Origin of the sequence: Pseudomonas sp. SAR267, assembly GCF_052077595.1 — a bacterium.
GTDB lineage: Bacteria > Pseudomonadota > Gammaproteobacteria > Pseudomonadales > Pseudomonadaceae > Aquipseudomonas > Aquipseudomonas vlassakiae.
On sequence record NZ_JBQIHU010000001.1, the window covers coordinates 2,694,462 to 2,721,220 of the forward strand.

The window sequence follows — 26,759 nt, forward strand, 5'->3', positions numbered from 1 at the left end:
CAATCAGGCCGAAGCCCGGTGCTGGCCGCTGGCCTTGGGCGGTAGCTCGCTGGCACGCAAGTCGCCACGGAACAACGCCGCACCGCACACCGTGAACAGCGTCTTCACCCGGCTGTGCGAATTGCGGATCTCGGCCTGTATTTTCTCGATGAGCGGATCGCTCGACTGCAGCGCAACGGCACGATCAACCCATTCGATTGCCGCGAAGCGACTCTGCTTGCGCGTGCCGCAGCCCTGCATCCAGGCCAGCCCAAGCTCCGCGCAGGCGCGCGCGGCGGTCCAGGCATCAGGGTGCTCGGCCAACTGGAGCAAATAGCTCACCGCCTCGACACGCTCTCGCGCATCACCGTACTGGCGCAACAAGATGGCTAACTGCAACTGTGCCCTGGCATGGATGTTCGGCTCGGCCATGGCGTCGAGCAGCAGCCGCTTGACCGCCAGCATTGCTTTGCGGTCCTCCAGCCCTTTGAGCGCGCTCATGCGTTGGCAGGCCAGGTCAAACTTGGCCTGCAGGTGCCCAGACTCCGCCGCGCACAGCAGCCAGTGCTCAGCAGCCTTGCCATTGAGGTAATGCGCTGGCGTGTTGTCCAACCAGCCACGGTGCAGATCGTACAGCGCGATGGCAGCATTTGGCAGTTTCAGCTCCGCACAGGTTTCATACAGGAAATACGCGGCCTCATGCAGGCTGGCAGCCCAGAGCAGGCGCGGCACATCGAGCACATCGAAGCCCTGCCCGTCGCCCCCGCACTGGCGCCTGACGGCCATGAGCAACCACGTGCGTGCCTGCTCGGCGGATTGCCCAAAGCCCCACAGTCCAAACTGGTGCCCTACCGCCCGCAGCGCACAGGCCGCTGCCTGTCGGCGGTCATCGCACAGCCGCTCGATGACGGTGCGCAGCACCTGCGAATCGTCCTCCGCCTCGTGGAACAGCACCAGGCACACCAGACTGTGGAAAGGCTCGCCAATGGTCGCGACGAAGCCGTGGTCAGGGTAGAGCGCGACGCTATCGACAAAGTCGCGCATCGCCCCGGCGTAGTCACGCACCGAACAGCGCCTCAGAGCCCCACGCCAGGCCAGCAGCGTGGCACGCTCCTTGGGCCGGAGTTCGCGCTGTGCCCATTGGCCAAAGGTTGTTTGCCAAGCCGCGATCTGCGGCAGTTGCCTGGCATGCGGCAGCCAGAATGTCTCTTGCAGCACCAGCCAACGGATCGCATTGCGCTGTGCTTCAGGCCAAGCGCGGCACAGCGGCCCATTGGCCAGTGCATCGATCGCCTCATCGCTGCCTCCCCAGCGTGGGGTCAGGTAGGTGGCATAGGCCTCGATCGCCTCGAAGCAGCCGGTGAACCAGGCCAGCGCATGGCGCAGCCAGTAATCCCGGGCGCTCTCGCCCCGCTCGTGCAAGCGCGCGCCCAACCTGCCAGGCAATGCCTGCGGCAGCACCTGCAAAGGCGTCAGGCCGAATTTGACCAACAATGGCGCTGCGGCCTCCTGCACCTCCACATCGGCATGCGCGCTGGGCCGATAACGCGCCACCTGGCCATCGAACAGTTCGACCAGCCAGCCTGGCTCACCCAAGCGCGAACTGATGTGCAGCATGCCGATCACTGCCGCCACAGGCTGTGCGCTAAGCGCCATGGCCCGCAGGAAATGCGCCGCGGCCTTTTCGCAGGCCTGTTCAGCAGCCAGCCAGCGTTCTTCCGACACTTCATGGCAGCCAGCTGGCCCACGGATCTGGCAGGCACGGCTGAAGCAGTGAAAACCCATCACCACATGCGGGTGATATGCCTTGGGGCAGGCGTCGATCCACGCCTTGAGGGTTTGCGTCAGGGCCTTGCTGCCCTGTCTGTCCCAATCCAGCAGGTGGCCTTGCACAGCTTCGAGGTAAACCGGGCATTCACCAGGTGGCGCCTGCAGCCATTGCGTCTCGAGCGCATCGAAAAGGCGGTTAAGCTCAGCGTATTCATTGGCCTGCACCCATTCTCGGAGCTGCTGGCGGGTGAGATTGAGGGTTTGCACGGGCAGTACCTTAAGTCCATTTAAGGGTCGCGTTGCCATCCACTGGCAACAACAGTCGCTCTTGAACACTAAGCCATAGCCGGGATCTTCGCAAAGTATTGGATCCAGTATTTGTCAGGACGTGAAAAGCAGGGGAAAAACCTGTCGTGCAACGTTAAGTCGCATTTCTCTTGCGCTCGCCTTGCAGATACTCACTAGGCTGTGACAACCCGCAGGAAGCGGTTTTATATCAAGCGACAACGGAGCGTCCATGTCCCTCGCCCTCGTCCATAGCCGCGCCCAGGTCGGCGTACAGGCCCCGGCGGTCAGCGTCGAAACGCATCTAGCCAACGGCCTGCCCCATCTCACCCTGGTCGGCCTGCCGGAAACCACGGTCAAGGAGAGCAAGGACCGTGTGCGCAGCGCTATCGTCAATTCCGGGCTGAATTACCCGCAGCGGCGCATCACCCAGAACCTCGCCCCGGCCGACCTGCCCAAGGACGGCGGGCGTTATGACGTGGCTATCGCCCTGGGCATCCTCGCCGCCGATGGCCAGGTGCCGTTGCCGGCCCTCGCGGAAATGGAATGCCTGGGCGAGCTGGCCCTGTCGGGAAAATTGCGCCCGGTGCAGGGCGTGTTGCCAGCAGCACTGGCGGCGCGCGAGGCCGGCCGGGCGCTGGTGGTGCCCCGGGAAAATGCCGAGGAAGCCAGCCTGGCCGGCGGGCTTGCGGTGTATGCAGTGGGGCACCTGCTCGAGTTGGTGGCGCACCTCAACGGGCAGGTGCCACTAGCCCCGTTTGCCGCCAATGGCCTGGTCCTGAAGCAACAGCCTTATCCGGACCTCAGCGAGGTACAGGGCCAGGTCGCGGCCAAGCGGGCATTGCTGCTGGCCGCGGCCGGCGCCCATAACCTGTTGTTCACCGGGCCACCCGGTACGGGCAAGACATTGCTCGCCAGCCGCCTGCCCGGCCTGCTGCCACCGCTGGATGAGCATGAGGCGCTGGAAGTCGCGGCGATCCAGTCGGTCAGTGGCCATACGCCGCTGAGCAGCTGGCCGCAGCGGCCGTTTCGCCACCCGCACCATTCGGCCTCGGGGCCGGCGCTGGTAGGCGGCTGTAAAACCCATCGCTAAATGATAATTCACAGAAAAATATGATAATTTCTATCTTTATTTGATAAAGACTGGCGTTAGCGATGCGTTTTTTTGAGGAATTATCTGGCGACTCCCATGAGTGGGAAATTTTAGGTGTCCGAAAAGTAACCGTTTCGCAGCACCCGGAAGACCTACTTGGCGAGTTTTTTTGCATCTCAGATAGGGACTCTATGACTGGTAGAGCACACCGGGTCAAATCCTTCACTAGCCCTATTGATAATATTCGTTACTTCAAAGCCGGCTCTCTTTGGAAAGATGGAAAAAATATAACTCCGCCAGACCTCTCCCGCAACAAGTCTTTCTATCAGATATATGAAACTGAATTAGTCTTAGCTCAAGAGGCACACGCTTCCACCCCAGAAGTCATTGAGAGAATTCTTCACTCAAATACACCGCACAGAACTTTTACTTCATTCACAAATCACGTCAGGTTCTCCTGGAGAACAAGTACTGGTTACATTCAATGCTCTGAGATAGTCAGACATTTTATGGCACCTTCAAAGCGCTTCTTACGGGCAGTATTGAATGGCACTATAGATGAGCACTTCCGCTCAGTGAAAGAAAATAAGCCAAGCGTCATAATGCCAAAAATGACTTCAAAAGAGCTGCTCGCCACCGAATCTTTAAGTTATAACCAAGAGGGGCTTCGATCTGTGCGGACCCCATATAAAAACTTCAAACTTACCGCGATAAACAACTCTACTGACAATCAATCATCGCCTTTGTTACTCGCCAGCCTATTCCCAAACAACTCTATCAAAATTCAGTTCCGAAGAACTGAAGTACCCTTTGAATTAGGAAGCAGCGTTAGTGAATTTGTGGGAATACAAATTAAAAAAACTGACTACCTGCAAAGATATTTTAAAGATTGGTTGTAGAGGCTGGTCAAGCTCAGTAGGAATAAAAAATTAGGAGCATGCAAAATTAGGGGCCTATGGTCATGCTGCTTCGCTTCAGACACCAATGGCAGGCGGTGCTACAAAAGCTCTGGCTCGACGGTGCTACTGCCCCTCCCGTAAGGCTGGAACCGGTCTTCTAATCGCCAGCCGGCAGTGGTAGAGTTCGGTCAGAGTTACTCACCGAGCGCCTACGAATTCAAGTACGGTTCATATCATCGACGATGACAACCATAATCCAGGGAATGAACAATGTATCTTAACCTTCTTTATTTATCTGAGATCAGCTATAGATTCGGGCTCATTGGATTGGCAGAGTTCAAAGAGCGCCTGAAAGTAGCTGAGTGGCTCCTCGACTCAGGAGGCACCGTACGCGACCCAAGGCTGGGCTCGGGAGAGGAGCCTGAGGCTCGCGAATCAAGCGAGTGCGAGCAGCCAGATCTCGCCGAGGGTGTAAAGAGAGATGTTCCTGCAGATCGGTGGTTTCATCTCGTCGTGCTAAACAAATGGGTTTTTACGGTTGGTGATGCGGACTGTTATCCCTCCGTGCCGCATGGTCACTTTCAAAAGAAAACCAATTCTTGGCCAAAGCTAAACCCCTACATCGGCCGAGTGTTCTCAGCTCCTCATGAAGAGGACAAATCACGTCGGCTCACCAAGACAGAAATGCAGAAACTCTGGAACGATGAAGAGTTTATTGATCATTGCCACAAGCAGATCGACTGGTATACCGATTTTGCTCCGAATTACGAGTTCATCACAGCCAGAAAAGGAAGACACCAGCTGCCACGCTGGAGGCCAATCGGGTGACAATTTTTTGAAACCCTAGAAACATAAAAGCCCGCATGAGCGGGCGAGTGTTATGAAATCGCCCCTGGTGGAGCTCAATCGTAAGCGTCCGGCGAACTCACCTTCCTGAATCTAGAATTAGGCGTGATCCCTATACCTATCTCAAAGATGTGCTGACGCGGCTGCCTATACAGCGGGCCAGCGAGATCGGGCAATTGCTACCGCATCAGTGGGTATGTCCGTAGTAAGCTGGGAAATTGCACCTGAGCTGACCAAGCGTTTGCATCCCACTTGACCGCCTGCTTGCATTCGACTTGACCAGCCTTTTGCATCGGATGTGACCAGCGCACGGGTACATCTTGACCGGCAGGAATCGACCCGAAGCAGCCCATGACCCGTAGGGGGAGTCGGCTAGGCAGGCTGTTCTCAGTGCCTTAGCCGACCTCATGGAGGCTGAGGGTATCTACGAAACCAGAGTCTATTCAAGGGTCGCAGCTAACACTTCAACTCTGGCTGCTTAGCCTCTCGGTATCGATGCGTTTCCGATACGAAATCGACAAATGCTACGGCAGCGGCTACCGCAAGCCGAGCATGCCTCGGCTGCAGTCCGCGGTGTTGGCCTTCCTTTCCATGCCCGGTACCGTACAACCCTCTTAGCTGCGTAAGATTGCTAGTTAGCTGGGTAAGATTGCGGAGGACATTCTTGATGTTTTCGGCACCCTTGGCTGCATCACTTACGCCATCGGGCACCAGCTGTAAGGCTTTGGTCACCTTCTTCGTCAGGTTGCCAAGGTCATCGGCCTTGGTGAAAGGAATCTCTCGTATCGTGAGAATGGATTTGCAGCAGCTTTCAATAAGCTCTTTGGCAGTCCCGATCGCCAATTCTGGGTCTGATTCGACGGCATATTCCATGCGCTCAATCTGCTTCGCCATCCATCCGGAGCTCAGCGCCTCAACCACTACTCTCGCTCGCATGACAGACCTGCCTGCGTTCGCCTCTGCCGAACCGCTGCTGATCAAGCGATAGGAAAAGCGCGGGCGACCGGCGATTTGCTGCTCTTGGTACAGCTCCCAGCCGGCCTCATGCAACTGATCGTTGAAGTGCTCAACAAGCTTGATCGCGTCCTCTCGTTGTGGGCGAACGACTGGGTGCACCGTTTCACAGAGAAAGCGGAGAAATGCTTCAGCACTCCCATCAAAGAGGTTGAATCGGGAATCACTGAAGATCCAGTCATCCTCCCAGTCATCGTTGTTATAGCGATGCTGCCAAATGTCGCCGGCGGCATCTTTGTAGCGACTATCGGTGGACGGAAGGTTTTCAAGCTCGTACAGCCGACTGAGAAATTCAACATCATTCAGCTCCCCATACCACTTAACACTCTCCAGACGTAGGCCATCTACAATGTTTTGCCGCACCAATTTCGGCAGACTCGAGGATTTTCCGGATCGCCAATCAGCATGGAACTCACGTGCGGGGATGATCAGCGCCGAGTAGGCATTGTTTTGCTCGTGCTCAGTTACCATCCTCAGCGCAGTCGTGATTTTTTCCTGGATTGAGGTCCGCTTGAGCCCGAGCCTAGCGTATTCCAACGCAGGAATGGTGAAGTGGATGTCCCAGTAGTTGGTTCCACCGTTCCAATTGTCGTTGCCCGTCAGCTCTGCTGTCGCGGGATGGCCGCGGACAATCTCAGCCGCCTCATCAGCACCCTCCGCTCGCAAAACGGCGTACACCGTCGCCAAAAGCGGCTCAATTTTAGTTTGCTCCATACACCCCCCCTGTCCATACACCTGAGAGCCATCGTAGCTAGCGCGAGGGGTCACCTGCCATCAAAAAATAGATGCGTAAGTCGAAAGCAAAAGCCGGTTGTATCCAAGATCCCGCTCAACGCTTGCTTCGGCTCCAAAGCTGCAAACGCGAATGACAGCTACCGACCCAAGTGGGCATTGGAAAACAATCCGCAGGCTTACCAATTGAGGTCCACGGTCTAAGGGCGCAGTTCAACTCGGTGGCCTAGGTCCTTCTTACTCCGAGTTGCGACAAACGACCTTCAAATCTGTTCAGTAGGCTCCCAAGAGTCGCCCCATGAAGATGCAGTCCCAATAGCAGGAGTGCCGCCATGCTTCGTCAGCCTCCTCACGCTCCCATTGCCACTGGTGGAGGGGCGGCGTCGGCAAGCGATCAGGTGCCGGGCAGAGCGTTAGGGTCTGCGACAAAGCTTCGCCGTCTGAACTCCCGCGGCTTAAGAGTGTGAAGAATGCGTTCTTTGGGTTTCGTTGTGAAAGAGTCTTCGCCGCGCTGTCGATCCTGTCTTCGAGTAGACCCGCATTACGCATGAGCAGAACGGCTACACCCACTAAGTGCTGCGAGTAGCCCGGCTTGTTGACATTTGCATCAATCTCCTCGATAGCAGGACCATAGCCGGAAAAGCTCCCCAGATGACCGCGCAGGCGTCCATCCGGTAGCGGTCGCATATCGTGTTTAGTTTGTAAATAGGTGACCGTCAGAGCAAGACTGGCAGCATCACCGTGTCGGATCTCGCAGTTCTTCTGAACGCAGAATCGCGGGATACCTTCAAGCCAGCACCCATCTCCGAAGGGGTTCTCCCATGTACACGGCACATGCTCGTGCAACCACATTAGCCACTTCCATGCGCGCTCGGTATCGCCGGTCTTCACCAAGTAGAGCTCTACGCCCAGCGCCATATCCGGAGAAAAATCTGCGCCGCCGCGATCATTGCCATGGATCCGGATGCGTGGGGAGCGGAACCATTGTCCGGTGCTCGGATCTTGTGCGTCGGCCACCGCCTTGCACCCGTCCGCTTCACCAGCCGCGCACAATAGGCCATTGAACAGCGTAATGTCACCGTCGTCGCATGGCTGGCTAGCTTCACCGGTGGGGCGACTGGGGAAAGTAATGTCTGCTCCTGGAACTTGGCACTTGAATGCCTGCGCTCGCCAGAATGCCATCCGGGAGTCGAGAGGCTCGAGGGCGCTGGCCGATGACATCCATACTGTCAGCAAGGCGAAGATCAGGCCACGGTGGACGTTGTCTGGCAGGACGGATCCCATGATCAGTGCTCCTCCTCTGTTGAGGCTGACAGAAGGAGTGCCTGAGCTGTGGATTTAAACTGCGTTTTGAGCACGGCCCCATTGATCTCCTGCTGCGGGAGCGGCACGCGGATGGAGACCAGCTGCGACGGCACCTTGTGGTCGATTTCGCCCCGCAGCGTCGGAAGGAACGGTGTGAGTAACACCACCCAAGGTTTGATGAGACTTAGGCCACTGCATGAGACAGACATCATACTGGGATTGAGGACAAGGTACTCTGTGGGACTGGGGGTGATCTCTAGCTTTAATGACGTCTCTTGGACGCTGAAATCCAGTAATGCTTGGCCAGGTTCTGAACGGATCGCAATATCCGCCATGAAGGAGATAGCGGGATCCCGAAGTTTTGCTGTGAAGGATTCTGCATTGTTCCATGGGAATTGACACGCTAGGTGGCCGACGATGTCCAGTGGAGTGAAGTCAACGTCAACCTTTGCCGTGACGCTCCCAGAACCGTGCAACTGAAGCGCCGCCTTATCAAGACCGGGCGAAAGATTAAAGGCGTTGAGGCACACTTTCAGATCGTTGGTGTTTACGTCTGTTGTTACATCGACGTTTGCAAAATTTCCCGACGCTCGCTTGATGACGCGTAGAGTTTCCCTACCAGCGTCACAAAGAGATTTTTCGACTAGCGCCTCACCTTGGCATGCAAGGATTTCCTGGTTTTTCAGCCGATCACAATCAGTCTTTTTGGCGTTAGCGGCGATGTTATAAGCAAAATTCTGTGCGGCCTTCGCTGCTTCACAGGTCGCATCGTTTCCGCGTTGGGCGCATCCCCCCGCAGTGCAGCCCCCACCAACACAGCCACCGAACGCGCAAACTCTTGGTGAACATAATACGGGCCGCGATAGTATGCATGTCTCGCAGTCGCGAGTGTCTTTGGAGGCTTCAAACGTGCACTCTCGACTAGAGCTGCAGCTCCTCTGAGTGCAGTTCACGTCGTCCGCCGACGGCATCGGAATTTTGGTTGCGGTTTTCTGATGAGCGGTGCCACCCACGGAAACACAGGCAGCCGCTTGGTTAACCAAGTTACTCGCTGTAACAGCGATGAGATCCTTACGGACGGCGACCCAGTTCGCGGCGACATCAAGTTTCTCAATCCCGAATGAGTCCTTGAGCAACCCTAGAATTTGCCCCTTTATCGCGGGGAAGGTGTGGTCAATTGCTTTTTCGGGTGTAGGGGAAGTGGTGATTCCCGGCGGGATCACCTCGATCACTGTGGCCAGGACATCGTCCGTAATTAACCAAGCTATGGCGGCGATCCGCCCCGGGGACCCCGGCGGCTTGGCGTCAATGGTAACTGTCACATTTTTGCCAGCTTCAGAGATGCGAAGTACGTCGGAAGGGTTTGGGATTGGGTGGGCTACCGAAGGAAGCGAGACGGATGTGAAGGAGCGCGTCGTCAGGTGACTCGTGAGATTGTCGCGATATCTGTTAAGGAACGCTGCGACGATGGCACCCGCGCCGGTTACGTCGAGCACTCCTGCCAGTTCTACCTTCTCGATCTGGATCTGCGACACCCCAGGCAACAACGAGAGTTTTATCTTCGTATCGCTGCCAGTTCTGAGGGCGAGGGCGCCGTCGATGGTCATGTAGGCGGTGACAGTTCCTTCCAGATTCGGCTGCAGCCGCTTGAATAATTCCGCCATTGTTGGATCGGAGGCTGCGTCGACCTCTGTGAACTTCTTCTTGAACATAAGTTTCGCTTCGACGAGTTGCTCCGAACCGGAGAGTTCTATCGCTTTCACACCCTGAGCTTTGAGATCGTCGCTTAGGACGAATCTCTCTAGCTCCTTCAGAGAGAATGCTGCCGTGACATTAGGCGATCCCATTGCAGCCAAAGCGGTTGCGGTACTCTCAATGGCTTTTTGGCGCTGGTTGTCGGCCGATATAGGCGGAAATAATTTGTTCAACTCATCGGCGATCGGATCGCCACCGCATCCTGTCAATATCGTAGCAATAACCAATAGGAGACACACGCACAACGTTTCGCATTGCCACCGGAAGGAGCGCAGCCACAGCGCGTCGATGTTCATCGTGCAATCCTCGACTCAATTTCAAATCATGTTAGACCAGAAAATGGAGCCCCAGCGAACTTCAAGTTCCAAAGACCTGACCTTTAGCTTGAGCGGCGCAAAGACGGCACGAATGGGGTAGTAATGACCCGTTGTGGTGGTGGATCCAGTCGGCGGATGCAGCGAACTCATCTGCCGCGCTTGAACAGCGCAGCAGGAAATGTATTTCAAAAATGGCGAAGTGGTGCGTGTTACACTGTTATGGTAACCAGTCCGGGATTTTCAGTTCGGATGGCTGAGAGCCTATTAGTTTTTCGATGTGCTCGATAGGTATGGTTATAGGCTTGAAGGTTATTTTGTTGCACCCCACATATCCGCGGTCTTCACCTGGTTGGTTTGTTCTGCATGAAGCGCTAGCTACAAGGGTTGTATTGAAGTCGAGGTTCATATAGTTGTTTGCAGCTCGACCGACGTTGATGCTGCCTGGCGCCTCAGAAATATGCACCGGGCTGGCTAAGTAACAAGCTGGAGTTGGCGCCGAATTAGGATTGAAAAATTCTCTTTTTACCTCTCTTTGAAAAGCAGTTCGATGGCTTGCTTCATATATATAGAGCCGAGTTGATTGAGTTAGCCCAGATGTAGAGTCTCCATCATAGCGAGTTTCAATTTGGATTGTGTCGTCGCCGCCCATGGAATAATCGTCGCGAATATGTTCTATTGCACCAAACTGGGAATTGAACTCCGGTGGCTGCCATGCCTGGTCGCAAGTTGCTTGAAATAATTTTGGCATATCATCGCTCCGGAGAGGAACCACTGGATAACGGGCGAAGTTGCATGCCTTGTTGATGGTTTTTTCATTGGATTGAGTGCAGGCATTCATCTGTTGTCTTAAGCTAATTAAAACCTTGCTCACACCTTCGTCAATTTCGCGGCTTCTCGTCTGCAGGCTAGTGCGATCAACGTTGTAAAGAGTTGGGTTTGAAGCGATTGCATGTATCTTTGTTAAATATGTTTTAAGGGCTCTTTCTTTTGTTAGTGCGATATCCAGGTTTGTAAGTTTTGTTGCATCTATGCCTACTGGGACAATTGGTACCAGGACAGCCTCTATTGGCGCTGCTTTCCGAGTCTTGGTGTTAGCCTCCTCGGCAGCCAACTCATTCATCATTCCGCGTATAGTTTTGAATTCATCTTTTAGTTCAGAAACTGAAGATGGGGTAATGGACTTCCCGCCAGTATACCCTCCCTTAATTTTGACGGAACGATTGAATCTTGACTGCTCAATGCTTGTTGAAATTTCGGTGGAGGCATTTACAACTCCGCCCGATACAGAGACAACGGCTTGAAAATCTGATCTTTCTCCTTCTGATCTGACTGACTGTTCAAGCGTAGCGTAAAGCTCTCCGCCTACGGTCAGGGACTGGACATAATGTGTACCGCATTTTTCTCGAAGTGCAAGCTGGTTGATTTTTCCTCTTTTACTTATCTCTCTGGATATGTCGTCTCTTAGACTAGCTGCAACGAGAGCATCTGACCCCGTCTCTATTTTGATCCTTGCAAGTACTGTGATATTGTTTGATGAAGCTTTGTAGTTATTTAGATAAGAAATTTTTCCTTCTCCCCCAGCGTTTAATCCTTTGTAGGCCGCGCTTACGCTTATGTTGAGGCCTTTATTGATGTCTTCGAGGCTTTCTACCTCTTCCCAGAGAAATTTTCCTTTTGTAATGTTGTAGAAGGTCGGTTTAACTTCACCAGTGAAGCAGGGTGCCATGAACTCGCCGGTAAGTGAGTTGTATCCTTGGCCTAGTATGACTCCATTACGATACTCAACTACTTCTTCAGCGGCTGCTAATGCAGTATATGAAAGCAAGGCGAATGGTAGGATGCTGGACCTCTTAGGCATTTTTATAAGCTCAAAGAGGTAAGGGAGGTTAACTTGTTTCATCAGGCCGAGCCTCATAATGTTGGTTGATCGCAAGTTGTCAACTGCTTTATGAACGCTGGAGAAAGATCATTCTAGATGTATGCTAGTTGCTCCACAGGTTTAGGATAGACTGCTTTTAAGAATATGCATTGATTGAGCGACTCTACGCGACGCTATCTCAATAATAAAATGTACGGCAACGACCGCTAGGCTCCGTGAATCTCACTTTGGTGCTCGTCGGCTGCTGATGGTGCACATTGACGTAGGAATGATTTGACAATTACTGTGTAAATTTACAGTTTTCGTTGGGTCGCACTCATAGCCATCGCATGCCTAGGTGGGCGATCCTACGCTGTTGTCTGTCTATACGTTCCGTGTGCCAGCGGGCTTCCCTTCGCCAGCGACGAACCGTCCGGATGCCACCCTCGACAAGTTGTAGCACGCCCCCATAAAGAGCGTTGGCAACCAAGGGGCGTTTCCTGCCGGTCAAGACGTAGCCGTGCGCTGGTTACATCCGATGGAAATGGCTGGTCAAGTCGAATGCAAATGGGTGGTCAAATCAGTGCAGTTACCCATAAGCAGCTTCCTTGAGAGGGGTGAGCTTGTGCCGATTCTGGAACATGTACGAGTTCAACGATGCAATCTCGGTCATATACCCACCGACCAAGCAGCTAAACGTCCGGTTGAGGCTTTTCCTGGATTGGCTGATTGTGCGTTTCGCTGAGTATCGCTGACGGGTGGCGCTGCTCAAGGCCAAGCGTGGGATTCAAGCTGCCGCTTGCCTAGACTGTGTTTTGATCGTAGATGATGCATTGTCTTCGCGTCCATAATGAGCTGAACGTCATACAGCTTTATCCACACCAAGCAGGTCCATCTATGAAAATTCAGAAGGATATCATCGAGGCGCAGCTTCTGCTGTGGGACCAAGCCATGGCAGCATCGCGAGCGTATGAGGAAGCTAAAGGCCATGCACCGGAAGCGCAGCTGGAAAAGCTGCGCCAAACTGCTGAGTTTTTGACATCAGCAGCAAGCACGTTCCAGCTCGAAACGATGACAGGCTCAAAAATCCCTCGCCAATAACGTTTAAACACGCTTTCGGCTGAGCCGATTCTTCGGGCTACGATGCCTGGTTCCAGGCAAGCAGCGCTGCGATCACAGGGTCATGCTTCACGTAAGATCTCACTAACGTGTTCGTGTACTCCTAAGATTCGGGACCTAATTCCAACCGTTGCACACGCTTGTACGTTTCATAAAGTGAAATCATGTCGCCCTGCGCCATAACCTCCAGCGGTGACCGGCTTTCAAAAAAAACATTCTCGTTGGGCAACCGCGTAAAGCTACGAACGTTCGCTGGATTGTCGAATACGCGGCGTAGAGACGCATGGATATTCAGCACGAGACTGACTCGCTCCTGCTGGTCATAATCGAGCTTTCGCGCAGATGCCGGAGCTTGCAGTGCTCGTCGATAGGTTGCATAAGAGATCCGCAGGATGGAGCAGATTTGAGCAGTCGTCGCCTGCCAACTGTGCAAAATGCGCAAGGCCACCTTCAAGCCCACACCAGTCTTGTGCTGTGAAAGCTCCGGTTGTTTTGACATTGCACTGACTCCCGATCACGTGCCTTATGGTACACCTGTAGAAATGAATCAGCAGCCATTCCGGCTGGAGCTCTGCTTTAACCAGCGATGCCTCGCGGGAGGCCTTTCGCTGCCCGCATCCGAAGATCCCCATTTGCTATTCAGCTATCGCCCCCAAGAGCACTTTCGAATGGGCTATCTTTCAAAGGGGATCGAACCGCACCAGCTGCCACCAGACCGCATCCTATCTCCTCGGTCAGAACCTTGCCCGTCCCTCGACCCCAACTCAGGCCGCGTGGCACATATGCCGAGACCTAAAACTCATCTAACTGCGAGTCCAATCCTGATTCATTGGAGTGGGTGCCGTGACTCACGAATACTCCATCAGAGCTGGTTTCAACGCGAACGGCTTTAACGGTATGCACTACGATCGAATCGAGGACGAGCGCCAGAGCAGCGTCCCTTTCCGTTTTGTATAGCCAATTCGGCTCATAAGGTATGTGGCCCTGGCCTCGCCTTTTCTTGAGCGGTACTTCCGGCTGGCTGACATGGATTGAGTAGGACGGGTAGCTATCCTCGGTTTCTGGATCGAATTCCATGAGGCCTGCAGTGACACGGGTACCTTCCGGGTACTCAAGCTTTTCTACCAGGGATGCTTTGTGAAAGAGCACCACATTCTCGCCCACCCCATCTTGAACCGAAGGGAAAATGATACCGTCCAGTGAGGGCTGCTTGAGCGATGCCAAATAGTCCGCGACGGCTTGAGTCATCAAATACTCTCGGTCTTGTTCATTGGGCATGACTGGCAAGATCAGCAGTTTGGTCAGTGTCCGCAGAAAGCCAACCCGCTCTACTTCTCGTGTATATTCCGGATCGAAAAGACTCCCGCTGCAGGTGATCGATTCCAGGCTGCGCAGATCCAACAACCTCAATGGACGGGTAAACAGGAACTGGGCCACCACCACCTTGCTTCCTACAGCGGGCCGGACCTCCGCCAGAGCCGAGCTTGCATCCTTAGCACCATAAAAAACCGAAATCCCCGACGCATTCATGCGGTTGGCCTTCGCGATTGAGCCATCAGGCGGACCAAGTTCTTTGACAGGATCCTGTAGCGCCTTTTTCAAATCGTTTAGATTTTGAAACTCTCTGGCGCGATAGACCCCCATCAGATTTGTTCCCGGGCCAGCGTCAACGATCGGTACAGTACCGTGGTGGGTTTTGGTCTGATCCAATCCCGCGAATACGCTTTCAAAAAGCTCCAGCACATCTTGATTGCAAAGCCTGCTTTCATATTTCAGTGCGATCTCCAACCGACGCCATTGCACATGCCAGTGAAAGCTTTTTGCGTTAGTCCTCTCGTAGCATGACTCAGGGTCGAACTCACTCTCTCCTTCATAGGGATCGCCTGGGTCCCGAGATCCGTGCCGATCACTCAGAATCGACAGCACATCTTCACCCACTTCCGTTTCACAGCAAGCGATGCCGTTGATGACATCCAGCACGGGCTCGCCTTCCCTGTACCAGTCATAGCCCATTTCCCTGTCTCTCATGAGTGCAGACTCGAAATCGCTGGGTTCGGAAGGAGTGCGTTCGAAATGGCCTTCAAATGCATCTTCGACAAGATCCGCCAGCTCATCAACGGCAATGCAGGGAACGGCAGCTTCATCGCAATAGCTGCAGACACCGTTCGGCTTCGACTCGATCAGCTGCTGCAAGTAGTCCTCAGTCACGCATGATGCGCAGACCAATTTACCTTCATCACCATGCTCGCGCATCGCAGACTGCACTCCTGATTTGTTTCGATCCTGCCAGCCGACGGCTGGGTTCCGATGCCTATGCTATTCGCAGGGCAGCGAAGAAAAAACCCATACCGGTCCACCAGCTCACCCCAACGTAAGCTACCGTTACCCAGCGAGGATTCGAGGTCTCTGCGATGCCCCACACGCGGCCGATACTCAAGTGATCAGTCTTGGAGCGCGGCGGAACCCAAAGTCCATTGACACCTCTACAGTCCATTACGCCTGATACAAATCTGATGGTGAGCCTTCTTGACCTGAGGAATCGAACCGGATAGAGATCATAGTGATGGCGTTTCGAGATCGGATAGGACATCGAGAAAGGTATCGCATTGAAGCGAAATGAATGGCAAAGTGAATTAGCGGTCCCTATAATTCCGGCGCTTTTTTAATTTCTTATGATGGCACATGGCCATCATTTGGCCGCATACTAGCTACCAACTAGATCGCAGCCTTCGTCGCCCCTAGCCAGGGCGCTTTCTACGCTGACTCATCAAGGACGGATCAAAGGATGTGGTTCAGAAGATTGCTTAGGGCACTGCTCCCTACGCACGCCGTCATACCGGCACGCAGCTCGAAAACCTCCGCCACCCTCGTGGCCAAGGCATTCGTTCGTTCGTACGCCCGCGGTAATGTAAACCTACAGCGCGGTCGCTACGTCACCTCCGCGGATATCGACGCTCGCAAGCGGAAGCTTGCTCAACATTCGTTCTGAGAAAGCTTTCCGTGACAGACCTGTCTATGCCCGACCTGCGGGATCTGGGAGTGCGAGCGCGCGCCGAAGAATTGGCTCGCCTCTTCAAGATCGCTGAAGACAAGATCAAGCTGGTTGAAAACCTCAACCTGGAATTGTCGATCCCGGCGATCAACGAGCTGCGCTACGCCGGCTACCACATCACCCGCTTCATTGCTGCCGAGACCATAGAGGCCGCAAATGAAGAGTTCGGCAAGGCCGAAAAGCACTGCAAACGGGCGATCTACGACGCGGCGGAAGCTGGCGTGACCTTCCAGCTGGAAATGATCAAAACGTTCCAGACGGATTTCCGCAACGTGCGGATCGGCACGGTCATCCCCAACTACCCTGAGATGCGAAAGCAGATCAATGCTGCTCGAGATCTGGTTGTCGCCCCGCGCTCTGCCACTGAACGAGTGGCTTACTACGAAGAATGCTCCAAGCACCTAGAGGTCTTGCGTGAGGCTCACAAGGAGTTGGAATCCTATCGTGAAGACCTGCTTCAAGAGCTGCAGAAAAATAACCGGGATTCGCGGAATACCCTGATCGGGTTTGCGACACTGCTTGTGGGCGCCGGTGCACTTTTCTACGCCGCGCTGACTTACCACCACCCAAGCTCCACGCCAGCCCCCACCGTAGCGGCAAGCCTCCTGGTACCTGCATCACCCACTACACCGCCGCCCGGTGCGCAAGCTCCGGCATCAGCTGTAGTAGCTCCGCCCGGCTCGCCACCCAAGTAGCTGAACAAAAAAGGTCCTTTCGCAGGGCCTTTTTTGTGGATTACCGGTTGCTGAGAGGAAGGGTTGAAACGAGCGCTAGCAGGGGTTCTGGGCTAGTCTTCGACCAAGCGTGATCCTGTATTTCTTCCAGCGCGCGCTGCGTCGAAACCGATCGGAAGGCTTGCTCCACTGGCTCGTACACGGACACTACCAACCCTGCCTCAATGGCCCGAGATACCTGGCGGTGCCAATAAAACGTGCCACCACCAAATACCTCGCCTTCCGTAAGCAATAGGTCATAACGCCGAGCGATGTAGCCGAAAAGCACCTTTTGCGAGATATCGCGGAGCGCTAGGGAATGACGCTTACTTGCCGATCGCCACACTTGATTACGCGCTACAGGCCGACTGCCGGTTTCCGGCATGCTCACAAGCGTGACCTTATCGTAATAAGCTACTGATGATTGGGCATCATCCACCAGGGCGATCTCGATGCCGCCAACCGATTTGAGCCGATCATCAATACGGATCAACCGATACCCAGGTTCAGCACAGCCCGCCTGCTCACTGATCTCAAGTACCCCTTCGGCTTTCGTAAGAGCTGCGTAAAGAGCCGTATTGTCTGCGGTGCGCGCGAAGGGCTCCGGCACAGCAGTGCATTGTTCAGTGGCAGAGGACATAACGGGATCTCGGTGAGAGCGTTTTTTCAGTGACCACCTACGCTATCGGAAGCCCCAAGACTCTACAAACGCTCGCGACGAACAGAGCACGGGGCTTTTTGATTTTAGCGGTTGATTACGTTTACAGGGACTCGCAGAGGCAGGGGCGTATTGACCCAGTTCCTCTGGGCGAGCGCGCGCATACCTGCAGCCCGCACGCGCAGGTCGCCATCCAGCGAGCGCACGGTGACGATGATGTGCACCGGTAACGCTTCGGTAAGCGCGGGTTCGTAGGCACGCAAAAGCGCAGACGCCTGAAGCCCCCAAACATTTCCGGCTACACCACGCGGGAAGGCTTTGCGATGAACCTTCACCGGAGACCATTTGCTCCCGCTGGAGATCTGCGCGCTTTCGTAGCCGCTTTGACCTTCTTCGCTTTCCATCGGCACTCTGCCGGTGATGTTGTCGCCTTCGATTGTCCCGAAGCTCAACTCCACGTTTGCCCTTACGTACTCGCTGCCGGCGTTAGGATCCAGGGGGGGAGCATAAACGGCTGTCATGATGATTTCGCCTCGGAATTTACCGTCCTTGATCAGTACATCGGGCATCGGGTAGGGCGACTTTCTCCAGCGCATGTTGCCAGGAACCAAATTCGCTTGGAAAACCAGGGTGAAGCAATCATCTGAATCGTAGAGCGCCCTCAACACGTCATCAGGGCGGCCAGCACCCAAGTAGCGACGCTGGTACGAGTCATAATCAGGTGACGCCAGTTGCGCCGAATGGATAATGAGCGCTTTGACCAACGACGGCGAGGGGCTCGGGTTGGGACGACCTGCCAGAGCCTGCCAGGCATGTGCAGCCATGCATGAGGCAAGTGGGGCCGCATAGCTTGTGCCGAACGATGGGTACAAGTGGCCCTGCGGGGCCAATACTTTGAGGCTGGACGTACCTGCGGCCCATGGAGCATGGACGCCTCCGCCAACATGGGTAATGTCCGGTTTTGGCGTGAACACAGGACCCGGCCCACAGCGTGAATAGGGTGCAGGGTGACCCGCTGCGGCGAGGCCATCGGTAGCGTCAATGTGCGCTACCGAAGCCACTGTCAGCGACCGCACAGACTCGCCAGGGGTGGAGATCCTGTCTTTGAGCGCCGCTGGTGTCGGCCAGTTACGACGCGGGAGGTCGTTGTAATTTCCCGCCGCCACGACGAAAAGCACCTGGTACTTGTCGCTTAACTCATCAAGCGTCATCGACAGGTCGCTGAAGTTGCTCTCGTCGCATGGGTCTCCGCCCACGGACAGGTTCCAGATCTTCACCTCCGGTTTTCGTCGCACGGCCTCCTGCAGGCGCAGCTCCAGATCACTCATGTGGGAGCCAGTTGCCTCAAGCGCGCAGACGTCATGTATGAAAGCCGGCGTCGTCGGAATCCATGAATGTTTGTCGTTATAGAAAGAGCCCGCAGCGATCAGCGAAGCCACCGCAGTGCCATGCTCGTAGTTGGTGTCTGGCGGGAGGACGTACGTGTCGCGTGATTTCACGAACGACGCAATCGGAGATCGGTCTTTGCTGACGCCAGTGTCGAACACCGCCACGGTCGGCAACGCTACTTCCTGAGCAGAAGCTTGAGTAGCACTTCTACCGCTTTGGGGGACAACGACCGTGTTCCGCGGATGATAGAACGGCTCGGCGTAAATGGTACGAATGCCCGGCAAGTCAAGCAGCACATCAAGCCCGCTGTCGCCAACACCATCCAGGTCCTGAACGCCAATGATGGGTAGGCCGCGGCCTTGAGCGATCTCGATAAACGGAAGTGAAAGCGACTTCAGCACGGCCAAAATGGACTGATAGTTGAGCTCGTTCAGGCTGTCGTGCTGATACTGAAACAGCCTCATGACAGCTCGGCCGTGTTCAAGCAACTGCTGGCTACCTTCAGGGTTTCGACGCTTACGATCCCAGGGTTCGATCGACTCAATCGCGCTTAGATTGCAGCGGATGGCCTGGGTATTCCGCTTGAGAATCACTCGATTGAACTGGGTCAAGCTGTTGGCAGAAGCACCGACTAGCATCTCATCGATCCTGGCATGACCAGCCGGTTCCAGTTCAGCCTCTTGGGCAAGCTGAACAGGCCGGTGGCTTTTGGCGATGCCAGTATCTCGGAGCTTGAGAACCAGATGCGAGAGTGCTTGGGGATGAAGCGTCTGCTCGTGAGAAAGTGCAGTGGAGGCTTGAATCAGCGCTTTCGAAAGAGCCGCGCGGTATGCGTCATCGACGACTACGAGCTCTTTGCCGCCGCCTCCACCAGTCCGCTCAATCGAAGCGAGGTCTTTTGCCTGAAACGGAATGTGTATGAAAGGGTTCTCAACCCTCGCATTCAACGACTCCCGAGCGGGTACATTCTTGCGAGCCACTGCCGATCTCCTCCTTGAGGATCTTTCTTATTTGCCTAGTCGACAGGTCGTACAATCTTCCAAGCGTCCTCAGAGAGAAGTACCTGGGCGCCCATCCATTAAGCCACCGAATTTCTGACTCGACAGTAGATAGCACTCGGCCAGCACCTAAAGCAAGATTCAAACCCAGGCGCCGAAGAAGTTCGTCCTCGTCAATGGCTGACTGATTCGAAAGAACGACCGCTCGCTTGGTGTCGAGGCATACCTGCTCAATATTAGCCCCGGTTATCCCCTTCGAGACCTTGGCTAGGTTGTCCAGATCCAGAGTTTCCGAACTGAACGGCTCCAAGTATTGCTTCCAAAGCAATTTGCGCAGGTCCCCATCCGGCTCAGCCATGGGAATGCGGAAGCTGAAGCGACGCCAGATAGCAGGATCGAGTAGCTGGTCATGGTTGGTAGCCGCCACGATGATGGTGCTCTCCGGGACCGCATCGATGTTTTGCAACAACGAGATCACCACACGCTGCAGCTCACCGACATCCCTCTCATTGCCGCGGGCACCGGCCAACGCATCGAACTCATCCAGGAAGAGGACGCATGGCTGCTGCTGCGAATATTCGAACACCCGCCGCAGATTTCGGCTGGTCTGGCCAAGGAGGCTGCTCACCAAGGTGTCACAACGCACGGTCAGCAAAGGCAGCTCCAAGTGCGCAGCGACATAACGTGCAAGCCTGGTTTTTCCGGTGCCAGGTGGGCCATAAGTCAGAAGGCGGCTGGCCGTGGCAGCTCCCACACGCGCCAAATCGTCAAACCGGCGAATATTGGCCAGAAACTCATCCACTCGGCTCGCCACAGCGCTCGAAAGCAGCAGCGACTCCTTGTCCAGCGCGGGGCGACTCACATCCACCGTGTGCATATGACTTTCGCCATCGGTGGGCAAGTTGGAGAAGCTGAAACCATTGGCGGCATCCTGGGCGGTTGCAAGCGCAGTGGGTGCACGTGCCAGTCGCTCTCTAATCATGCGCGCCTGGCGCTTGTCGCCATCGCTTTCAAGCTTGTCGGCCAGAAGGCCGGCATAGTTCGAAGCCATGCTGGCATTCGCCTTGAGGGCCCCATCTAGGATCTTCAAGATTTCAGAGAGGTATTCCACGGAATGATTCGCTCACGGGGTAAACTGTTTCGGAATTGCGCGAGAGTGTAGCGCATTAGGCAGAAACCGTTACGCTTTTATGCGTTAGTGATTCGCATAGATCCGGCAATTTTGAGCGTCCGATCCCGCTCTGTACCGTGGGGCCTCACGTACTGGAACTTTGAACATTTGTACCTTTGGTGGACAGCGGCATACGGCGTTCATGACAATGCCGCGCCTCGCCAGTGACCGGCGCGGCATGACAGCGACTTCACATCGCACAGGCGAAAGGAACCCAGCCATGCACTACCTCATCGACGGCCAACCTGTTTATTGCCCCCAATGCGGCAAACCTATTGCCCCCCGGCTTAGTGGCTGGGAAGCCCAAGACCGGTTCCACAACGGCGATCACCCTTTCTCCTGTGACTGCAATGCACGCTATCTCGTCGCCAAGCAAGCCGTGAATAGCGCATTCGATGATGGAGAGGCAGAAGACGGCAGCACAGACCGCCGTCGGAAAGCCGAAACAGAACTGCTCTCTGAGTTGTACGTCATCCTCGGCGAGCTGGATGCCCCGGCCTCAGTGCTGGAACAGGTGTTGGCGGCGATCGACGGCGAAGATCTACCGCACCCGACATTAATTCCCTTTGAGAGAGACCAATGAACAGTATTCAGTGGTATGCAGTGTCCAACCCCGATGGAAAGCGCTATCCCGAATGGAGACGCTCATTTGGGGTGAGTGACATGGGAGTCGTGTTCGTCCCCGCGGCGATGGCTGGAGATGAAACCGAGATAAATGTGATGCTGTGTGCCTGCGGCGATGGACAGAGCACTGCGGTGCACCTGGATCGTCATTTTGTGCCAAGCGGTTGGCTGAAAACAGAGTTCCCCAAGCATGTTGAACTGATCGAGCTGATCGAAGGCTACGCGCGAGATCTCCCAGCCGAAATATCCAGGTAGTAGGAACGACTGGCTGTACGGGGCCAGGTGAGGCTGTTGCCTCGCGTTACACTCCTGGCCCTGGAGTGGCACTACTGAGCGGTCTCAACAGAATCATGCCGTCGACCACTTCAATACTGAGCTCGTCGCCTACAACAGCACCGATTGCCTGGAGCATTTCGTCAGGGATATCGATGATATGGTCGCCGGTGCCGTCTTTCGGGTCTTGGTATTTAACCGTCGTACGCTTGACGTAGGGTCTGCCTGCGCTTGGCATCATCACTTCTCCTGACGGAAACTACTGGGATAGCGGGGAGCATGACATGGGGGCCGTGGCCCCAGACAAGCGCCTGGTGCTTCTGGCTGACATTCTTTCCACTGTACAAATGCCCTGCGAGCGACATCCCTCTTCAAGCCTAGCAAAACACCGAGAGATGAGCCGGAGACGGCCATCCCAGCACCCTGCAGATAGCAAGCTGCAGATTCGACCTCCTCAGCGGGGGGTAGGTACGACCGGGTATCAAGATATTGGTCGACCTCAATGCGCAACCAGTACGGCATTGTCGAGAATGAGTCCGTGAGACGTGAGCGAGTGAGCTTCGCCTGGCGGCAAGTATCATAGAAGAGCGCTGGCCAATGGACCAAAAGCGCCGCTGCAGCGCGTAGCAAAGCGTATCGCACCTCCAGTGACTGATACTCAAAATCTAGATGGGCCACCGGGGCGACTTCCATCCCGATTATTCCGCTCAACACGGCGCGTAATCGTCGGCCGTGTCTTCCGCATATCAGGCCTAGAAGTACTCGCAGGCCTGTAAAAAATGACAGACTCAGCGGCAGCCGTTGGAAAAAGCCGTTCCAGTCTCCAAGCTGAACCGCACGGGTGATGTTGAGGAGCATCCGACCGGCCGCATTGTTTGCGCAGCCCGTGAGCCTGGGCTGGGTATCGCCTAATCTAAAATCGCATTTGCTACAGATGCTCAACGCACTTCCGGCGATTAGTTTTGAACGACCTATCCCGTGCTGGTGGAAGACTACCGGCGACCCACAGGAGGGGCACATCTGCTCCAGAAAGCAATCGTGCGCTGTGCACATAGTAGAGAGTGCTAAACGCCAGTAGCGCCGATAATACGGTGCCGGATCGAGCTTCAGGCAGATGGGACAGAACTGTATGCCCGCTCTGCGACGGGTGCGGTGATAAAGACCGGTGGGGAGCAGAAATGGGACATCTCCACTAACTACAAAATGTTCAAAAATGAATCCCTCGTAGCAGCCCAAGGTCAGACCTCTTAGCTCCTCGACCGGCCGCCCCGTCGCGGTGGATAAGCAGTCGAGCAGAGCTGACGGAGGATGGCGATCAGAATCGCGATTCCAGATAGGCGCCCTGTACCCCAGCAGATTGGAGTAAAAGGTGTGCAAGGCAAAACCATTAGCAAAAGCCAGCCGCACCATCCAAGAGGTCAGAAGCTCATCCGACAACGGCTGTGGATGGATTGGGAGCATATGCTAGATCCTCGATGCCATTTGCGTCCTATCACTGGGTGAGAGATACCCACACTCGTTCATTACCTCGGCTGTGATCCTTTCCTCACCAGACTCAATTGCGTACTCGGCCGCGGCGTTGAGCAACAGCGACAGCTCCCCTATGTAACCTTCACACATGGCCAAAGCCTTAGCTGCCAACGGCCGCTCATGTAATGCCGACTTCTGCCGCAATGGCAGCAATCGCTCAAAGGACATCAAGAGCTGTAGGAATTCCTTGTTCATTTCCCACTTTGGTAGAAACTCGGGAGGAAACCGGTTCTGGATCTGCGGATCGATGCTGACTGCACGGAGCAGATCGCCAGTGCCGCAACCTACTATGGAAATTTGAAGTTCGTTACCCAGATATTTCAACATGTTCAGAGATTGCTGCTGCCTTACGGACGTACCCGCGAGCATGTTGTGAAGATCATCAATAACGAGAACCTTTAGTTGAATTTCCCTCAAAACCTTTATAACCCGCATGCGCTTAGCATTGGTAGATGATGCAGGATCCTTCTCAAAAAGCCTCCCAAGTATTTCCGAATAGATACTTGCCTCCGTCGGGCTCGGAGGGGTTTCTATTTTAAGCACTGGACACACGATGTGCTCACCACTCGGATTTTCGTCGGGAAGATTGCGCCCTACGAACTTATCAACCAAGTTTGATTTACCGTTATTAGTGTTACCTACAATGAGCATGTTAGGCATGCGTGTTTGCCGCGGATGGACGAGCAAACGATCGAGCTTTTTGAGGATAGCATTAGCTTGTGGATACCCGATCCATCGTCGGTTGGCAATCCATAGGCTTCGCGCCTCCGCATCCTGCTCAACGAGTTTGAGGGCTTCAGGGTGTAGATATTGATAGCTGGTCATGGATCACCCCAATTCTATGTCGTCAAACGGCGTGATTACTTCTTCAAACGGATCTAAGTCCTCCGGAACTTCGACATGGGAATCAACCTTAGATATCTGATGCACACCCAGAGACTGCCTGCGCCGTTGAGCATTCCGCAGACTCCTCTTTTCTCTGGTCCGTTGAGCCTTCGCTAACCGCGTACTTTCAATAGCATTTTCCTCAATTTTCCGCATCAGCGTAACCCCGTGAAAAATCTTGTCCTCATCGGGCTCGTTATTAGGGTCATTCTTTATTCGCTTAAGCGCGGCCTTGAGCTCCCAATAACTGATCGCCGGCCGAGCACTATTCAGGTATGGGATCGGAACGTAGGTTTTTGTGTCTGGGTCCAAGAAGTAAACAACACTTATATCTCTCGGATCGTATGCAAAGATGAATTTTTTTGCTTTGTTCGTATTCTGATCTATCGCCTTGATCCACTTACGCAAAACCGGCGAATAATAATGGATGTAGTTAACCAACGCGCCAGTCTGCTGTATGGTTCTTTCGAGGTATGGCGTAAAATCCAGGCGAAACGTCTCCTCATCCTCGACCCTAGCTGGTAGCCCAACCCCAAGCTGTGTATCCGAGCCATACACAAGCTGAGCGAATTTCTTAATAGGCGGAATGCCACCATTACCTGAATGCTTAGCATTATGGTAGGAGTAAACGAAGAAAGTTGTGAACCAAAGCTCCAACTCATCCAAGGTTAAGCACGCTTTTTGTTCCGAATTGTAATCGGCCTTGGCTTTGACGTTTGAAAAGGTCGTCCCTTCCAACGTATGACATTCAGTCATAAAGGTTCGAAAAGCACGTTCCACATGTGGGCCATAGTTCGGCTGATGCCTAGGTCTGTACTCTAAGACAATGTCATGCAGCGCACAGGCTCTTTGCAACATCGTGCCCCGGAATTCTTTAGCATTATCGACATGGATTTTTGCCATTTTCCCATGAATCGGCCATTCAGCGAGAATATCCCTCTTAGCTAGCCAATTAGATTTCTCTTGCACCGCATGCGCGATACATAGACCGGCCGAAAGCGCGCTGGGCGGATCCAGCGTCAGGCAAAATCCAGTGACCATCTTTGTAGCAACATCAATAGCAATGGTAAGATATGGCCTGCCTATGGGTAGGCGGTGTTGCTCATCAACGATGATGACATCTACCGGCGTATGGTCAATTTGTACAACCTCGTTTGGATAGTCGCCGCCAGGGAACTCACCCAAGGTGGGCAGTATATTATCACGGTAGGCTTTGGACCCATGACGTCTCCTGACCTTGACACCGGCCTCAATATTACTAACTCGCCCGTAAATAGTATTCAGATGCGGCTCGGGCAAGCCGCGAGATTTACAAACTTCCCGAATACGTGTGTACAGCTGAGTGACTTTTCGCCGTTCTTTTTTTAGATAGTACGCCTCTATTTGCTCATCTATTACGTCTTGGACCTCTTTGGGTAAGCGCCCCAGACCTTTGTCGAAGCGAGGAGACTTGGACAGAGAAGATACAAGATTTGTTTTTTCATATCGTTTCAGCCATCTATAGATGGTGGGAACACTCTTACCTGAGCGCTCCGCAGCATCCTTGACATCTTCCACACTCCGACGCCCCTGCAATAGCGGTTTGATGATTGCAAAACGCTCAAGAGTCTCATCCCAAGCTGCTCGATCTTGGGTTAAGTGGGACGAGTCCCTCGTCGGGCCGACTTCTGGACTGGACTTGAGGTCCACACATCGCACCACCTCGATCGAGGAGTCCTCAATTCTTCGGATTACAGCCTCAATCAGACCTTTGAGTTCAACAACTATCGAGGCCGAATCTCTCCAGTAGACCAATTGACCTGGTCTGATGGTTTTCATTTCACTACCTCCCCGATCGAGAGCACACTCGTCATGCTTAACGGGACATTCAGGTCGCAACAAACGACCCCATTGGCGATCAGGTGCCACAAGACGGGGATAAGCTCACCGCGCTGTTTGGGATCAGGGGCAAGCATTCCAAGGAGGTTGCTCACACTGATCAAGCTGTAGCTCTCAAATACACCCACGACTTGGGCGCGCCGGAGGGGGCCAGGCTCTCGGCTTCGAAACGGCCACAGAAATTTGACGTTATCCAAATACGGCGTACGGATTTCCCGCTCCGTGTAGACCTCAAAACGCCACCCGCGCTCAGCGCAGTACGATTTTGCCGCACGAAACTTGGGCAGCAGATTTCGCCACTGCTCGCGAAAATTTGCTCGGTATTTGACCTCATAGAGGATTGGCTGCGGTGATGAGGCCGATTCCTGGAAGGTGATGAGGCCGTCGGGGGTGTACGACCGGTCTTCACCGGCCTCGCCCTTATATTCGATCTTAACGGGCTGAGGCAGGAAGCTGGTGACGCGGCGATCGAAGCGGACAAGCTCCATTAGATCGCGCTCAAGGGTCGATTCGAACCGTCCCATTAGCGGCACGATGCCTGTGACGCTGCGGCCGCTAACGCCGATGCTGCGGACCGGCAAAGTGGGCAGAGCTTTCTTCATTCTCATTGATCTCT

The 26,759-nt window shown here is 54.5% G+C and carries 21 protein-coding genes and 2 pseudogenes; 8 read left to right on the plus strand and 15 right to left on the minus strand.

Annotated features, from left to right (window positions below; translation table 11 throughout):
• Positions 1-3: 3 nt before the first annotated feature.
• Positions 4-2,016, minus strand: coding sequence for a DUF4034 domain-containing protein (locus tag ACTORR_RS12980; protein WP_313364723.1), 2,013 nt, complete (start codon positions 2,014-2,016; stop codon positions 4-6).
• A gap of 250 nt (positions 2,017-2,266) precedes the next feature.
• On the opposite strand from ACTORR_RS12980, the pseudogene ACTORR_RS12985 reads away from it, so the two are divergent.
• The 4 genes and pseudogenes from ACTORR_RS12985 to ACTORR_RS13000 all read left to right on the plus strand — a co-directional run.
• Positions 2,267-3,109: pseudogene (locus ACTORR_RS12985) on the plus strand (magnesium chelatase domain-containing protein); the annotation flags it as partial.
• 80 nt (positions 3,110-3,189) lie between these two features.
• The gene (locus ACTORR_RS12990) at positions 3,190-4,026 is read left to right on the plus strand and encodes a hypothetical protein (protein ID WP_441343650.1); all 837 of its coding nucleotides are present in this window, start codon (positions 3,190-3,192) and stop codon (positions 4,024-4,026) included.
• A gap of 270 nt (positions 4,027-4,296) precedes the next feature.
• Positions 4,297-4,854 carry a hypothetical protein gene (locus tag ACTORR_RS12995; RefSeq protein WP_441343651.1) on the plus strand — a complete coding sequence of 186 codons (558 nt, stop codon included), beginning with the start codon at positions 4,297-4,299 and terminating at the stop codon, positions 4,852-4,854.
• Between the two features lie 125 nt (positions 4,855-4,979).
• Positions 4,980-5,078, plus strand: a pseudogene (locus tag ACTORR_RS13000) (transposase domain-containing protein); the annotation flags it as partial.
• Positions 5,079-5,328: 250 nt separating this feature from the next.
• On the opposite strand, the gene ACTORR_RS13005 reads toward ACTORR_RS13000, so the two are convergent.
• From ACTORR_RS13005 to ACTORR_RS13020, 4 genes are all read right to left on the minus strand, one after another.
• The gene (locus ACTORR_RS13005; protein ID WP_441343652.1) at positions 5,329-6,600 is read right to left on the minus strand and encodes an abortive infection family protein; all 1,272 of its coding nucleotides are present in this window, start codon (positions 6,598-6,600) and stop codon (positions 5,329-5,331) included.
• 291 nt (positions 6,601-6,891) lie between these two features.
• Positions 6,892-7,902 (minus strand): hypothetical protein, encoded by a 1,011-nt coding sequence (locus tag ACTORR_RS13010; RefSeq protein WP_441343653.1) that lies wholly within the window; start codon positions 7,900-7,902, stop codon positions 6,892-6,894.
• Between the two features lie 2 nt (positions 7,903-7,904).
• Positions 7,905-9,974: a hypothetical protein gene (locus ACTORR_RS13015; protein WP_441343654.1), complete on the minus strand. Its 2,070-nt coding sequence runs from the start codon at positions 9,972-9,974 to the stop codon at positions 7,905-7,907.
• Between the two features lie 238 nt (positions 9,975-10,212).
• Complete coding sequence (locus ACTORR_RS13020) at positions 10,213-11,895, minus strand: hypothetical protein (RefSeq protein WP_441343656.1); 1,683 nt, start codon at positions 11,893-11,895, stop codon at positions 10,213-10,215.
• A gap of 855 nt (positions 11,896-12,750) precedes the next feature.
• Here ACTORR_RS13020 and ACTORR_RS13025 point away from each other — a divergent pair.
• Positions 12,751-12,954: a hypothetical protein gene (locus ACTORR_RS13025; protein WP_441343657.1), complete on the plus strand. Its 204-nt coding sequence runs from the start codon at positions 12,751-12,753 to the stop codon at positions 12,952-12,954.
• A gap of 121 nt (positions 12,955-13,075) precedes the next feature.
• On the opposite strand, the gene ACTORR_RS13030 is transcribed toward ACTORR_RS13025, so the two are convergent.
• Both ACTORR_RS13030 and ACTORR_RS13035 read right to left on the minus strand, forming a co-directional pair.
• Positions 13,076-13,471, minus strand: a complete 396-nt coding sequence (locus ACTORR_RS13030; protein WP_441343659.1) for an antitoxin Xre-like helix-turn-helix domain-containing protein — start codon at positions 13,469-13,471, stop codon at positions 13,076-13,078.
• A gap of 293 nt (positions 13,472-13,764) precedes the next feature.
• The gene (locus tag ACTORR_RS13035; protein WP_441343660.1) at positions 13,765-15,225 is read right to left on the minus strand and encodes an RES family NAD+ phosphorylase; all 1,461 of its coding nucleotides are present in this window, start codon (positions 15,223-15,225) and stop codon (positions 13,765-13,767) included.
• A 762-nt stretch (positions 15,226-15,987) separates the two neighbouring features.
• Here ACTORR_RS13035 and ACTORR_RS13040 point away from each other — a divergent pair.
• Positions 15,988-16,719, plus strand: a complete 732-nt coding sequence (locus ACTORR_RS13040; RefSeq protein WP_441343661.1) for a hypothetical protein — start codon at positions 15,988-15,990, stop codon at positions 16,717-16,719.
• A 40-nt stretch (positions 16,720-16,759) separates the two neighbouring features.
• Here ACTORR_RS13040 and ACTORR_RS13045 read toward each other — a convergent pair whose 3' ends face one another.
• The 3 genes from ACTORR_RS13045 to iteA form a co-directional block, all read right to left on the minus strand.
• Positions 16,760-17,377: a hypothetical protein gene (locus ACTORR_RS13045; protein WP_441343662.1), complete on the minus strand. Its 618-nt coding sequence runs from the start codon at positions 17,375-17,377 to the stop codon at positions 16,760-16,762.
• A 104-nt stretch (positions 17,378-17,481) separates the two neighbouring features.
• Positions 17,482-19,764: a S8 family anti-phage peptidase IteS gene (gene iteS / locus ACTORR_RS13050; RefSeq protein WP_441343663.1), complete on the minus strand. Its 2,283-nt coding sequence runs from the start codon at positions 19,762-19,764 to the stop codon at positions 17,482-17,484.
• Positions 19,715-20,893, minus strand: a complete 1,179-nt coding sequence (gene iteA, locus ACTORR_RS13055) for an anti-phage ATPase IteA (protein WP_441343664.1) — start codon at positions 20,891-20,893, stop codon at positions 19,715-19,717. The genes iteS and iteA overlap by 50 nt, the downstream gene beginning before the upstream one ends.
• Before the next feature lie 280 nt (positions 20,894-21,173).
• Between iteA and ACTORR_RS13060 the strand changes: the two genes are divergently transcribed.
• Positions 21,174-21,536, plus strand: coding sequence for a hypothetical protein (locus ACTORR_RS13060; RefSeq protein ID WP_441343665.1), 363 nt, complete (start codon positions 21,174-21,176; stop codon positions 21,534-21,536).
• On the plus strand, positions 21,533-21,832 hold the full coding sequence (locus ACTORR_RS13065; RefSeq protein WP_258595459.1) for a hypothetical protein: 300 nt from the start codon (positions 21,533-21,535) through the stop codon (positions 21,830-21,832). The genes ACTORR_RS13060 and ACTORR_RS13065 overlap by 4 nt, the downstream gene beginning before the upstream one ends.
• 46 nt (positions 21,833-21,878) lie before the next feature.
• Here the strand turns inward: ACTORR_RS13065 and ACTORR_RS13070 are convergent, their stop codons facing one another.
• The 5 genes from ACTORR_RS13070 to ACTORR_RS13090 are packed head-to-tail and all read right to left on the minus strand — an operon-like array spanning position 21,879 to position 26,745.
• Positions 21,879-22,091, minus strand: a complete 213-nt coding sequence (locus tag ACTORR_RS13070) for an AbrB/MazE/SpoVT family DNA-binding domain-containing protein (protein ID WP_441343666.1) — start codon at positions 22,089-22,091, stop codon at positions 21,879-21,881.
• Entirely contained in the window at positions 22,091-23,311 is a 1,221-nt protein-coding gene (locus tag ACTORR_RS13075; protein ID WP_441343667.1) for a TniQ family protein, read from the minus strand. The genes ACTORR_RS13070 and ACTORR_RS13075 overlap by 1 nt, the downstream gene beginning before the upstream one ends.
• A 3-nt stretch (positions 23,312-23,314) precedes the next feature.
• On the minus strand, positions 23,315-24,205 hold the full coding sequence (locus ACTORR_RS13080; protein ID WP_441343668.1) for a TniB family NTP-binding protein: 891 nt from the start codon (positions 24,203-24,205) through the stop codon (positions 23,315-23,317).
• A gap of 3 nt (positions 24,206-24,208) precedes the next feature.
• Positions 24,209-26,083, minus strand: coding sequence for a Mu transposase C-terminal domain-containing protein (locus ACTORR_RS13085; protein WP_441343669.1), 1,875 nt, complete (start codon positions 26,081-26,083; stop codon positions 24,209-24,211).
• On the minus strand, positions 26,080-26,745 hold the full coding sequence (locus ACTORR_RS13090; protein ID WP_441343670.1) for a heteromeric transposase endonuclease subunit TnsA: 666 nt from the start codon (positions 26,743-26,745) through the stop codon (positions 26,080-26,082). Before ACTORR_RS13090 ends, ACTORR_RS13085 begins: the two co-directional genes overlap by 4 nt.
• Positions 26,746-26,759: the final 14 nt, after the last annotated feature.